Raw genomic sequence first — 12,666 nt, 5'->3', positions numbered from 1 at the left:
CGTGCTGGCCGACGTCGACCCGTGCGTGGGTCCGATCGGACTGGTCTGCGACCTCGTCACGAACGCCGCGACGGCGGCGCAGGGCGCCGCCTCCGACTACGTACTCGGGGGGCTCGGGGCAGCGTTCATGGGCTCGGCGGCCTCGCTGGGCGACCTCGCGTTGGCCGCGCTGGACGCGACCACGACGGTCGACCTGTCGGCTGACTGGTTCCGCTCGAACCTGACGCTGATGGCAACGATCACCCTGCCCGTGGTGGTCGCGCTCTTCGTCGCGCAGGTGATCTCCTCGGTGCTGCGCCGGGAGCCCGGCGGGCTGGGCCGTGCGGTGCTCGGTGTGGGCAAGGCGACGCTCGGGGCTGCCCTGGCGGTGGCCGGCACTCAACTGGCGCTGACGGCGGTCGACGGCATGTGTCACGCGATCGCGCAGGCGTCGGGTACGACGGTCGGCGCCGCGGGGGCGCGGTTCTTCCGGTTCGCGGGGCTGGCGACGGCCACGTCACCGGCCCTGCAGATTCTGCTCGGCACGTTGCTCTCGGTCGGCTTCCTGCTGCTGTGGGGGGTGCTGCTGTTCCGCAAGGCAGCGCTCGTGCTGATCGCGGTGTTTGCGCCGGTCGCGTTCGCGGGAGCGGCGTGGGACCAGACGCGGGTCTGGACGCGGCGCTGGCTGGAAGTGGTCGCAGCCCTGGTGTTCTCCAAGCTCGTGATCGTCGTGGCATTCGTCGTGGGCGCCTCGGCGTTCGGCGGGGCGGGCAGCACGGGCGCGACCGGGACGCCGGCCGCGCCGGGTGCCGAGCTGTCCGATGCTCTGGTCGGGGCTCTGCTGCTGGCGATCGCGGTGTTCGCGCCGTGGTTGACGTGGCGGTTCGTGCACTGGTCTGGCATGGAGGCGGCCGGGATGATGCATGCGACCGTCGCGGCCAACCCGATCAGCCGCACGGCCGGAGCAGCCGGGCGGACGACGAAGATCGCCGCGCAACAGGCTGTGATCACCACCGTGACCAGTGGCGCGGGCAGCGCCTTGGCCGGTGCGCGCGCCGCTCGGGCCGGCGGAGCAATGGCGGGTGCGACGGGCGCGAGTGGGAGTGCGGGCCCCGTGGCCGGGGCGCGGCCCGGGCCGTTGCCTGCGACCGGACGCAGCGCCCCGCCGAGCGGGGGGCGGCGGTGAGCGCGCGGCAGGCCGACACCGATCGGGTGGTCGCGCAGTTCGGGCGCCTCGAGCGCCGTGGTGTGCTGCTCGGGCTGTCCGGCGAGCAGCTGGGCCTGGTCGGCGCGGCGTTGTTCGTGCTGGTCGCTGCGGTCCGGGGCGCCGGGGCCGTGGGCGTGGCTGTCGCCGCACCGGTGTGGGTCCTGCTGCTGACGGCGGCGCTGGTCACCGTTCACGGTCGCACCGTGCCGGCGTGGACTCCGGTGCTGGCCGGGTGGGGTGCGGCACGGGCCTCTGGGCGAACACGCGCGGCGAGCATTCAGGCAGGTGCCGAGGACGTGCTGAACCTGCCCGGGATCCGTGGGTCGCTCGATCTCGTGGCCTGCCCTGCATTCGGCGCAGTCCTCGTCGCCGACCGCCGCTCCGCGACGGTGACCGCCGTCGCCCGCATTCAGGGCTCGGGCATCCTTCTGGCCGACGACGGGGTCCAGGCACACCGGACGGCTGGGTGGGGCCGAGTGTTGGCCTCGCTGGCGCAGGTCCCGTCGGTGGTCCGCGTCCAGGTGCTCACGGCCGTCATGCCGGGCGGGCTGAGCCAGGCGCGACGCTGGTGGCGCGACCACTGCACGCCGTCCACCCCCGGCCCGGCCGCCGCATTGGCGGACCTGCTCGATGCCGGGTTCGCCGGCAGCAGCCGCCGCGAGCACCTGGTCGCCGTCGCGATCCGTAGTCCGCGCGGGCACCGACCGTTGACCGCCGACGCGGTCGACGCCGTCGCGGGTGTGCTGTCCGGCGTGGCCCAGTCGCTCACCGGGGCCGAGCTCGCCATCGGGAGCTGGCTGGACGAGGGCGAGCTCTCGGTTGCGATCCGCCGCGCCTACGACCCTCACGCCACCGCCCGAGCCGAGGATGTTCCGCTGCGCGTCGCCTCGCCTGTGGGTGTGGCCGAGGAGTGGGACCGGCTGCGCACGGGCACCGCGTGGCACGCGACCTACTGGGTCGCGGAGTGGCCGCGCACGGCCGTGGACGCCACGTTCCTGCAGCCGCTACTGCTCGGCGAAGTCGGCACCCGGACCTTGAGCATCGTCGCGGAGGCGGTGCCAGCCCGCGAGGCTCTGCGGCAGATCCGCCGCGCGCGGGCCGAGCACCGCGCCGACGCCGCTCAACGCCAGCGCATCGGGCAGGTCGAGGACCGCGCGGTGGTCGCCGAGGTCGAGGATCTCGACCGTCGCGAGGCCGAGCTCGTCGCGGGCCACGGCGACCTGCGGTTCTCCGGGCTGGTCTCGGTGTCGGCGCCCGATCGCGCCGGGCTGGACGACGCATGCCGGTCGGTCGAGTCCGACGCCGCCCGCGCGATGTGCGACCTCGTGCGCCTGGTCGGCCAGCAGGGCGCCGGACACCTCGCCAGTGCCCTGCCGCTGGCGCGAGGTGTGCGATGACACCGCGCACCGGGACCCGTCAGCGGCGGTTCGCCACGCCGCCAAGCAGGGTGCGCCCGTGGCGGCCGCTCGGCCTCCCCTCGCACCGGGCGTCGACCGCCACCCTCGCGGCCGCCTACCCCTTCCTGGTCCCGCCCGCCCTGCAGACCGGTGTGCCGGTCGGGCTGGATGCGCTCGGCGGCGGAGTGTTCTGCTTCGACCCCTGGGCGCTGTACGCGGCGGGCGAGCTGACCAACCCGAACGTCCTCCTGGCCGGCGTGGTCGGCTCGGGCAAATCGGCGTTGGCCAAGTCGCTCGCGCTGCGCTCGGTCGCCGCTGGGCGGCGGGTCTACGTGCCGGGCGACCCGAAGGGCGAGTGGGCACCGGTCGCCCGAGCTGTCGGTGGCGTCGTCGTCGAACTGGGACCGGGGTCGCCCACACGCCTCAATCCGCTCGACGCCGCGGACTCCCCCGAGGCTCACGGCCAGCGGCTCCGGCGACTGGCGACCGTGGCTGCCACCACCCTGCACCGTGACCTCCGGCCGGCCGAGCACTCGGCCCTCGACGCCGCCCTGACCGCAGCCGAGCACGCCTCCCGGCCCACGATCGGCGGCGTCGTCGCAGCGCTGGTCCGCCCGGACGCGACAGCCGCGCGCCGAGACGGCGTCACCGTCGCCGACCGGTCCCACGACGGGACCGACCTGGCGCATGGGCTGCGTCGCCTGCTCAGCGGGGACTTGGCCGGGATGTTCGACGCGCCCACCACCGACCCGCTGGACCACGCCGCGTCGATGGTCGTGCTGGACTTGTCCCGCCTGGGCGCCGATGACGATGCCCTCGCGGTTGCCATGACCTGTGCCGCTGGGTGGTTGGACGCCGCGTTGGGCACGGCCCGCACGCCTCGGTGGGTGATCTACGACGAAGCGTGGCGGCTGCTGCGTCAGGTCGCCGTCGTTCGATCGATGCAGGCCCAGTGGAAGCTCTCCCGCGCCCTGGGCGTGGCGAACCTGCTGATCCTGCACCGGCTCTCAGACCTGGACGCCGTCGGCGCGGCCGGATCCGAGGCACGAGCCCTGGCCGAGGGTCTGCTGGCCGACTGCTCGACCCGGATCGTCTATCGCCAGGAGTCCGACCAGCTGACCGCGACCGCCCGAGCGCTTGGCCTCTCGGGCCCCGAGCGCGACCTGCTTCCCGCCCTGCCCCGTGGGACGGGCCTGTGGAAGCTGCCACGCCGGACGCACGTCGTGCACCACCTGCTGGCCGGGCCGGACGAGATCCGCCTGATCGACACCGACACCGCCATGCGCGAGGAGGAGTGATGGACGAGGACACCGTGATGCTCGCCGAGCAGGCCACCCTCGGCGCCCTGATGCTCGACCCGGCCGGCATCGACCGGGTGCGCGGGTGGACGCGACCCGGCGACTTCGCCGACTGGTGGCACAGTCAGGTCTTCACTGCCCTGCTCGAGCGGCACGCTGCCGGTGAGACGGTCGACGTCGAGGCGATGGCCCCGGTCATGGTCGACCGGCTCGGCGAACGCTCAGGCGGACGCCTGCGCCTGGTGGACCTGATCTCCGTCGTGCCCGCGCGACCCGACCCGGCCGTGTACGCCCGCCTGGTAGTCCAGGCAGGCAGCCGCCGGGAGGTCGCCGGGCAGGGTGTGCTGCTGCGCGCCGGAGCGCTGCAGTCGATGCTGTCGGAGAGCGCTGGCCCGGTCGCCTCGGCCTGCCTCATGGTTGACGCCACCCTTGACGGCCTCGCCGCCCGCTGGGCCGCCGCGACCGGACACGCACCCGCGCCGACGACGACTCCGATCCCGCTGCGACCGGCGGCGCGACCACTCGAGGTCCGGGCCGGCGCGGACAAGTACCTGCGCGCCCGCCCCGCCCGCAATCAGGCGGCCGAGCGCGACCACGTCGTGACCCTCATTGGGTCCCTCATCGCGCATCCCGACGCGATCCCGACGGTGGCGACGTGGCTCCGTCCCAGCCAGGTTCCCGATCCCGGGTGGCGTGCCGTCTACGCCGCTGCGACGGACCTGGCCGCGCGGGGTGAGCACGTCGATGTCGTCACGGTCGCCTGGGCGGCCCAGGCGCTGACCGAGCACGCCAGCCCCGCTCCGTCAGCCCGTCAGCTGCGCGAGGCGGCCGACGCCGGGTGGTTCGACCACCCAGGGCAGGCGGCGCGGATCGTCGCCGGCGAGCAGCTGTGCGCGCTGGCCGACCACGCCGCAACCCACCTTGCCGGTGCCGCGGACAACCCCGTACTGGAGGTCGAGGAGGTCATCGACACCGGCCACGTCCTGACCAACGCCCTGCGGCACGGGGCGACCGGTTTGCCAACCCGGGGCGTCCTCACCCCGTCGGTCGAAGCCCCGCGTGCGACCCGAGGACCGGTGGCAGGGTGAGGCCTCCGCCGGGACCACGCCGCCCGCCCGTGCGCCCGCAGCCCGGCCCGGGCCTGGACCTGACGGACATCGGGCTCGCGGCTGGTGCTGTCGTGTTCGGGTTCGCCGGGGTGCTGTGGTGCGGTGCCGCGCTCGCGTGCCTGGTCACCGGACGTCCGACGCCGACAGGCGGCCCGCTGTCCGCCCTGCGCGCCCTCGGCACCTTCGGCGACCCGGCGTCCGTCTGGCCGAACCCCACCGAGCTGCCCGGCCCGGTCCCGTACTGGGGCGCGACCCTCGTCGTCGTCCTCGCGCTGATTGGCGCCGTCGTCGGTGGGTGGGTGCTCGTGCGCCGTCGGCGCGACCGGCAGCCGACCAACTCGGCCGCACTACGCAACCTGCCGGGACTGGCTCGACCCGGCGAGGTCGCCGCTGCCGCGGGGCGGCGCGAAGTGATCCGCCGGGGAGCCGTCGCCCGACCGTCCACCGGCGCCCACCCGGCCCCCGAGGAGGTCGGCTACCGGTTGGGGGCGATCGGTGGGCGCGACCTGTGGTGCTCCGTCGAGGACTCCGCCCTGCTGGTCGGCCCGCCACGGATGGGCAAGGGCCTGCACGTGGTCATCCCGTGGGTGCTCGACGCCCCGGGGCCGGTGGTCGCCACCTCGACCCGACCGGACACCCTTGCCGTGACGTCCCACGCCCGCGCAGCCCGGGGCGAGGTCTCGATCTTCGACCCGCAGCGCCTCGCCGGTCTGCCCGGCGGACTCGCCTGGTCACCGGTACGCGGCTGCGAGACACCGCGAACCGCCCTGGTGCGCGCCCGTGGCCTGGCCGCAGGGGTCGGGTTCGGGAGCACGCTGTCCGACGGCGACTTCTGGGCCGGGCAGACTGAGACTGCCCTGCGCTGCCTGCTGCACGCCGCGGCGCTGGACGGGCGCCGGGCGATCGACCTGTACCGGTGGTCGCTCAATCCCGTGCTCGCCGAGGACGCCGTGACGGTCCTGACCCGCTCATCGGCAGCCGCCGAGGGGTGGGCCGATGCCCTGGACGCCGTCATCCACACCGACCCGCGGACCCGCGACTCCGTCTGGCTCGGCGTGCGCCAGTCCCTCGCCGCACTGGCCGACCCCGACGTGCTTGCCGTGGTCGACCCCGCGCCGGGCAACGAGTTCAACCCCGTCGCGTTCCTGCGCGGCTCGGGCACCCTCTATCTGCTCGCCTCGGCCGTCGCGTCCGGGTCCTCCGCACCGCTGATCGCCGCCTTCGTCGAGGACATCACCGAGACCGCCCGCACCCTGGCGGCCCGCTCCCCCGCGGGGCGCCTGGACCCACCGCTGCTGCTCGCGCTGGACGAGATCGCCAACCTCACTCCCCTGCCGTCACTGCCCCAACTGATGGCCGAGGGCGGCGGGTCAGGGATCACAACGCTTGCCGTGCTGCAGTCGCTCGCGCAGGCCCGCCACCGGTGGGGGGAGCACGCCGCAGACACCCTCTGGGACGCAGCGACCGTCAAGCTCGTGCTCGGCGGGCTGGGCAAGTACCGCGACCTGGACGACGTCGCCCGCCTCATCGGCGAGATCGACGAGCTGGTCGAGACCCGCACCCACCGCACCGGGGACCGCTCGACCTCCACCTCGGTCCGCACCGTCCCCGTGCTACCCGCCTCCGCATTGCGAACCCTGCCGTCCGGGACCGGCGTGCTGCTGCTGCGCCAGGCCCGACCCGCCGTCATCGACCTCGCGCCCTGGACCAAGCGACCCGACGCCGACCGCCTGCGCGCCGACCAGGCGGCCGTCGAGCACGCCAGCGCCCATCCGACCGGAGGTGCCCGATGATCCGATCACTGCTCGCCCTGGGCGGACTCGGGATCGCCGCCGTCCCCGCCCTGGCGATTGTCACAGCCCTGTCCGTCGGGGCGTCGACCACGGCGTGCATCGAGACCTCCGCCGGTGGCGTGCTCGCCGCCGACGCACCCGTCCCGGCCGGCGCCCGTGCGTGGGTCGCCGCGACCAAGACCGCGTGTCCCGACCTGCCCGAGGCGTGGATCGCCGCCGTCATGGCCCAGGAGTCCGGCTTCCAGCCCGAGGCCTACGCGGACGACTCGAACGGCGGGACCTGGGGACTGTTCCAGATGAACGCCTCGGTCTGGGCTGGCGCGTACGGGCACCCGTGGTCGACTGACCTCAACGGCAACGACGTCTGGGACGTGCGCGAGGGCGACATCCACGCCCGCGTCGGCGGGGAGTACCTGTGCGACCGGCTCGACGGTGTGCGTGCGATCCGCGCCGAGCATCCGGATTGGGCCTCGTCCGAGCTGCCGGTGCTCGACGCGCTGATCATCGCCCACAACGCCGGCGAGTCCCGGCTGCGCACCTACCCGGCCATCCCGGCGGTGACGGCTGGCTTCATCGCCAACGTTCACGAGAGGGTGGCTGGCTGGAGTACCGTTCCGACAGCCGCAGACGCACCCGAGCCTCAGCTCGACGCACTGCCCGGCTCCACGGACCACTCGGTGTCCGACGCGACAGCCCCCCTGCACGCGTCGGGCACCGGGTGCCTGCCCGGACTCGGTGGTGACGCCGGCGGTGTCGTCGTCCCGCCAGGCACCCCGCACGACGTCGCCACCGCGGTAACGACTGCGCTGTCCTACGTGGGAGTGACCTCGGGTTGGGACGGGTTGTGCGATCGGCTCGCCTGCCGCGCGTACGGCTATGTGGGCTCCGGGTACTACTCGGCTGCCGTCCACTGGGCCGCGATGGTCGAGGTGGGCCAGGCGCACCCGGGAGAACGTTGCCCCCCGCTCGGGTCCTTCGTGTTCTTCGAGACCGGGCGCATCTACGGGCACGTGTCCGTCGTCGTCCAGACCTCACCCACCTGCGACTGGGACCAGACCCTCGTCACCTCGAACGGCGCCTTCGACGCGGCGACCGGGAACCACGGCGGCGTGTACCTGCTCTCGCTCGCGAGGCTCAACTCGTTCTACCTCGGCGGGGACGGGTACCTCGGGTGGTCGAACCCGGTGTGCGCGGGGGCACGACTCTCGCCTGATGCGGTGCACCCGGCGCCCTCCGGTTGGTGAGTGTTCCGTCGCCTACGGCAGTTGCGGGCAGGCCCTTCCAGGCGGGAAGCCTGCCCCACGTGATAGGCACACCAGGTGACGATCCCGCCGGTGCCTGCTCAGCCCGAAGACGCGCAGCAAGTCCTGTTCCTGCTTCTTGGCGCTGCGATCGCCCAGGCACAGATTGCCGAGGCAAAAGCGAGGGGCATCCATCAGTTCCTGCTCGGCCACAAGGCGCCACCACGGGCGACCCTCGGGTCGACGGTCCGCGGCTTCCGAGACCTGCTTCCGCCCGAGGTGGCTTCCGACTACAACTCCCTGGTCGAGCGTCGCAACTACCTGGCACACGAGGTGCTATCAGACTGCGGAGGCTGGGCAGGCTTGCCCGAACTGGATCCGCCATCCAAGTACTCGTGTCTCTACGAGAAGATCGTCTCGGCCAGGGCCGAGATCCAGCGTGTGGACTCCGTCCTGAACCAGTACCTCGTCGATCTGCGGACGGGGTACGCCGTATTCGAGTTCGGCACTGACGGAGTCCGTCAGCTCCAGCCTCGAGAGAGCAGCAACGAGCAGTCCCCCCACTAGCCCGAACACGACCATCGGCATGTCGTGGTGCCGTCGGCCCGACGAAGGGGCACGCTGAAGTGGACCCCACGTCACCGCACGTACACGACCGTCATCTCCGGTGTTGCGCTCCTCGGCACCCGCTCCGCGCTACCGCGTCACCCAGGCGCTCTCGCGCGAGGTTGAAGTGTTCGTGCCACAGCAGGGGCGCGTCCCCGTGGGCGAGTTGGCCGTAGGCGGCCTCCCAGGCGAGGTGTAGGGCGGCGAGCTCTTCGATGAGTTCGCCGTGCTTGGGCCAGCACGGCGGGATGGTCCGGTGGTCCAGCCGGTACCGGTCGGTCAGCCAGGCGACCCAGTCGCCAAGGAGCTCGAGGCGGTGGGTTTGCTCCTGTAGGGGCAGTGAGGTGAGCACTGTCGGTGGCAGGGCGCCCAGCGGCTGGGCAATGGGCGGCCTCCCGCGGCCTTCCTCGTTCTCGGGCTGGCTCATTGGGCCTCCAGACGCTCAGTGGATCGGTGCACGCGGCGGCGTGGAGGCCAGGGTCGGGGTACGGGCCGGCTCGGGGGCATGGTCGAGGCGAGCGGTGGTGGCGGCGACGGCGTCGAGCCATGCGGCGCGCCCTTCGTCTTTCGTCGGCTCTGGGCCGAGCGCCGCCAGCCAGGCTGGGCGCTCGTCGAGCACCTGCCCGGTCAACGCCTCGACCCTCGCGGCGATGGCGTCGTCGACCTGGGCGAGCAGCCTCTGCCCGTCAACGTCGAGGCCGACCGCACTGGTGGTCGGGTGGACGTCGTGGGGGTCGGGGACGTGGCGGTCGAGCCAGTCCATCGCGGCGAACCGCAGGCTGACTGCGTGCTCGATCCCGGGCCGAGCCCCTGCCTTATCGACCAGCTGTCGCAGGACGGGTGCGACGTCGTCGGCGACGGCGTCGATGCGCCCGAGTGCGACTACCAACGCCCCGGCGTTCGGGGAGGTCATCGCGGTCCGCGCTGCCTGCGGGTCGAGGCCTGCGTCGATCAGCGCGCCGGTCCACCGGGTGTGGGCGGCGTCTGCCAGCAGGGTGCGGCGGATCGGTTCGAGGCGGCGCAACGACTCGGCCTCGTCCAGTCGCGCGGCGATCGTCGCGGTCGCGGACTGCTGGGCGCCGGGAGCGCTGAGGATGCCTGTCAGGACGTGGTGGGCGTCGGTGGGGGCGTGAACGTCGGGCAGGGCGTCGCAGTCGGGGTCGATCGCGTCAGCGGCGACGTAGACGTGGTTGGCCTGGCGGCCACGGGTCATGGCGACGTAGAGGTTCTCCCGGGTCATCCCGGCGTGGGCCAGAACGTGCGCGGTGTCGGTGGTGATGCCCTGCGCGCGGTGGGTGGTGGTGGCGTACCCGTGCTCGACGTGGTCGGCGGCGTAGCCGGCCGGGATGCGCACGGTCCCGCCCGGGCCGCGTCGGCCGGGGCTGGTGGCGCGGATGAGGGTGAGGGAACCGTCGTGATGGGTGGCGGTGACGTCCCACAGGTCGCCGTTGCGGACCCACCCGCCGCCGTCCACGCGCAGGCGCCGGTCGTTGGTGCGGGTCACGACGCGGTCGCCGACGCCGATCTCGGTGCCGATGTGGGTGGTGATCCCGTCGGGGGTGACGAGGCCGTCGGTGACGCGGTCGCGGTGGGCGCGGGCGTTCAGCGCGGCGACGGAGGCGGTGTCGGGGGCGATCAAGACGGAGACGACGCCGTGCTCGGTGTCGGTGGTCCAGGCGGTGTAGGCGTCCTCGAGCATCGCCTCGGACGGCCCGTCGTGGATCCGCCCGTGGTCGGCGTAGGTCTCCAGGACCCGCGGGTTGCCCTCGCGCAGGGCGAGGGTCGCGTCGGCTTCCCAGGCGTGGGCGAACCGCCACAACGACGTCAGACGGGCGGGGTTGGTCCGCTCGGCGAGCAGGGCGAACGACCCGCCGGCGTCGACCGCGGACAGCTGGGCGTCGTCCCCGACAAGCAGCACCTTCGCCCCGGCGGTGGTGGCTTGGGCGACGACCGCGTCCAGGGTCGCGGTCGAGGCCAGGGACGCCTCGTCGACGATGACGAGCTGGCCCTCGCGCATCGTCCAGGTCGCGGCCTCGCCCGTCAGGCTGCGGATCGCGGTGTCGGCCGTCCTTGCGCGCGTCAGGTCACCAGTCGTCATAGCTGACGCGCGTGCCGTGTGCAGGTGGCCCAGCAGATCGGTGCGGGTGGTGGCGGCGGGGCCGGTGGACTCGTGCAGCCACTTGGCGGTGTTCTCACACGTGATCCCCAGCGCGGTGGCGAGCTGAGCGGCGGCCGTCGACGACGTCGCCAGACCGAGCACCGACCCGCGCCCGTGGGTCTGCTCCCAGACGCGGCGCAGCGCGAGCAGCGTTGTCGTCTTGCCGGAGCCGGCCGGGCCGACCAGCACGTCCACCCGGCGGCCTGACGCGGCGACCTCGCGTACCGCGTCAGCCTGATCGACGGCCAAGCGTGCGGTGGCGGTGCCTGACGGTGTGGTCGCCACGGGGGCGGTGTGGTCGTCGGTGGCGGCGAGCAGGCGGGCCTCGGCGGCCAGGATCGCCGGGTGGCTGTGGGCGTTCTCCCCGATCCGGTCGAAGACGCTGGAGCCGTCCGGACGGGCATAGCGGCCGGACACCGCCAGGACCGCTGGGGCCTCGACGGACACGCACTGCGTCAGGACCGCGTCGGTCACGCGGTCCAGCAGCGCGATCCGGTCGGCAGGCGTGGCCATGGTCAGGGCGCGGGTGGTGCGGGCGACCTCCGCCAGCACGTTCCACCGTGTCCACGTCGAGCGGCGGGCCATGACCTGCGTCAGGACCGGACCTGCCAGGTGCTCGATCACCGCGTCAGGCACCCCGGCAACCGTCAGCGGCCGAGTCTGAGCCTGACGCAGCACCCGTGCGGTCAACTCGGCCGGCGTCAGGCCGGTGCGGGCGGTCGCCCTCTCCCGCCACGCCTCCAGGAGCTCGGACAGGGGGCGGACCTTCTTGCCCGGGCGGGTCGAGCGGGTCACCTGGGCGCGCAGCTTGACGACCTCGACCCGGTTCGGGCCACGACCGTGGACGGCGTAGAACTCGGCCAGACGAGCCGTCATCGCCTCGTCGATCTGCGTCGTGCGTGAGGAGAACTCACCTAGCAGCGCCGGGTCGGTCCCGCCGAGTTCCAGGCCGAGCGAGCGGCGCGGACCCTTGGAGCGCCACTCCCATCGGACCGGCAACGCCCGCGACAGGGCATCGGCGAACAGGGCGTCGTAGGTCTCCGACGCCGCGACCACCGCGTGATGCAGCGCCCGGGAGTCCACCGACCGCCATGCGCCATCGGCGCCGCGGACCTTGTTCGCGACCACGACGTGGGTGTGCAGGTTCGGGTCCCCTGCCCGGGAGTCCCAGTGGTCGAACGCGGTGTCGATCATCCCCGCGGTGCGCTCCTGCCGGCACCCGGCGTGGCCGGTGCGCGTGAACAGGGCACGGTTGTCGATGAACGCCAAGGTCTGCTCCACGGCGGCGCGGTGCGCGGCGTGCACAGCAGTCCGGGTGCGTCCGTCGCCCAGCGCCCACAGGGTCGACACCGACTTCGGCGGCGTGAACGTCAGGTCGAACCCCGCAACCGCCCGTGGCACCGGTCGGGCCATCTCGACCTTGGCGATCGTCTCCTGCGCTGCCCGCCGAACCTCGCCCGACATGTGCGCCGGAAGCTTTGCGACCGTGGCGGCGATCCGCTCAGCAACCGGAACGACCTTCGGGTACGGGCGACCAAGGGGCGCACCCGTCACGGGGTGGCGACCCGCACCGAACAGGTGCGCCATCGCATCCTCGGTCACGACCGTCCCGGCGGCGAGGGCGCCCGTGCCGGTGACGTCGTTCAGGGAGGACAGGCCCGAGCCCAACCAGCGGCCCGGCGGGTTGCCCGACTCGCTGTAGTACGCGACCAGGGGCTGCGCCCCCGACCGGTCGCAGTCCCCCGAGGCGGTGTGCTTGAGCAGGTACTGGTACCCCGCGCCAGCAGTGAGCCGGTGCAGGCCCATCACCAGCGATCACCCGCCCGACGTGGAGTCCCCATGCTTGAAGGGGTGCGCGCCGGCGACCAACATGAGGGG

At 73.4% G+C, this 12,666-nt stretch carries 9 protein-coding genes; 7 read left to right on the top strand and 2 right to left on the bottom strand.

All coding sequences use genetic code 11. The features are described from left to right. The first annotated feature begins 1 nt into the window (after position 1). The 7 genes from FZ988_RS09980 to FZ988_RS09950 all read left to right on the top strand — a co-directional run bounded on the left by FZ988_RS09980 (position 2) and on the right by FZ988_RS09950 (position 8,591). Complete coding sequence (locus FZ988_RS09980; protein WP_188079057.1) at positions 2 to 1,165, top strand: type IV secretion system protein; 1,164 nt, start codon at positions 2 to 4, stop codon at positions 1,163 to 1,165. Continuing rightward, positions 1,162 to 2,583: an SCO6880 family protein gene (locus FZ988_RS09975; RefSeq protein ID WP_149203858.1), complete on the top strand. Its 1,422-nt coding sequence runs from the start codon at positions 1,162 to 1,164 to the stop codon at positions 2,581 to 2,583. Before FZ988_RS09980 ends, FZ988_RS09975 begins: the two co-directional genes overlap by 4 nt. Further along, a complete protein-coding gene (locus FZ988_RS09970; protein WP_246169388.1) occupies positions 2,580 to 3,881 on the top strand; it encodes a TraC family protein in 1,302 nt (433 codons plus the stop codon). Before FZ988_RS09975 ends, FZ988_RS09970 begins: the two co-directional genes overlap by 4 nt. Then, entirely contained in the window at positions 3,881 to 4,969 is a 1,089-nt protein-coding gene (locus tag FZ988_RS09965) for a DnaB-like helicase N-terminal domain-containing protein (protein ID WP_149203857.1), read from the top strand. Before FZ988_RS09970 ends, FZ988_RS09965 begins: the two co-directional genes overlap by 1 nt. 29 nt (positions 4,970 to 4,998) lie before the next feature. Continuing rightward, entirely contained in the window at positions 4,999 to 6,783 is a 1,785-nt protein-coding gene (locus FZ988_RS09960) for a TraM recognition domain-containing protein (protein WP_149203856.1), read from the top strand. Then, on the top strand, positions 6,780 to 8,027 hold the full coding sequence (locus FZ988_RS09955) for a transglycosylase SLT domain-containing protein (RefSeq protein ID WP_149203855.1): 1,248 nt from the start codon (positions 6,780 to 6,782) through the stop codon (positions 8,025 to 8,027). The genes FZ988_RS09960 and FZ988_RS09955 overlap by 4 nt, the downstream gene beginning before the upstream one ends. Positions 8,028 to 8,102: 75 nt before the next feature. Next, a complete protein-coding gene (locus FZ988_RS09950) occupies positions 8,103 to 8,591 on the top strand; it encodes a hypothetical protein (protein WP_149203854.1) in 489 nt (162 codons plus the stop codon). Positions 8,592 to 8,682: 91 nt separating this feature from the next. On the opposite strand, the gene FZ988_RS09945 is transcribed toward FZ988_RS09950, so the two are convergent. Together FZ988_RS09945 and mobF are read right to left on the bottom strand one after the other, a co-directional pair. After that, entirely contained in the window at positions 8,683 to 9,057 is a 375-nt protein-coding gene (locus FZ988_RS09945; protein ID WP_149203853.1) for a hypothetical protein, read from the bottom strand. Positions 9,058 to 9,072: 15 nt separating this feature from the next. Further along, the gene (mobF, locus tag FZ988_RS09940; protein ID WP_246169418.1) at positions 9,073 to 12,594 is read right to left on the bottom strand and encodes a MobF family relaxase; all 3,522 of its coding nucleotides are present in this window, start codon (positions 12,592 to 12,594) and stop codon (positions 9,073 to 9,075) included. Between the last annotated feature and the right edge of the window lie 72 nt (positions 12,595 to 12,666).

This window comes from Actinotalea subterranea, from assembly GCF_008364845.1.
GTDB classification, from domain to species: domain Bacteria; phylum Actinomycetota; class Actinomycetes; order Actinomycetales; family Cellulomonadaceae; genus Actinotalea; species Actinotalea subterranea.
Note: the sequence above shows the minus strand (reverse complement) of the source record. Positions and strands in the feature narration are given on the sequence as shown.

Excerpts from the sequence above, each read along its gene's own strand:
- FZ988_RS09970 (WP_246169388.1), top strand. The coding sequence starts at position 2,580 with ATGACACCGCGCACCGGGACCCGTCAGCGGCGGTTCGCCACGCCGCCA.
- FZ988_RS09965 (WP_149203857.1), top strand. The coding sequence starts at position 3,881 with ATGGACGAGGACACCGTGATGCTCGCCGAGCAGGCCACCCTCGGCGCC.
- FZ988_RS09955 (WP_149203855.1), top strand. The coding sequence starts at position 6,780 with ATGATCCGATCACTGCTCGCCCTGGGCGGACTCGGGATCGCCGCCGTC.
- FZ988_RS09945 (WP_149203853.1), bottom strand. The coding sequence starts at position 9,057 with ATGAGCCAGCCCGAGAACGAGGAAGGCCGCGGGAGGCCGCCCATTGCC.
- mobF (WP_246169418.1), bottom strand. The coding sequence starts at position 12,594 with ATGGGCCTGCACCGGCTCACTGCTGGCGCGGGGTACCAGTACCTGCTC.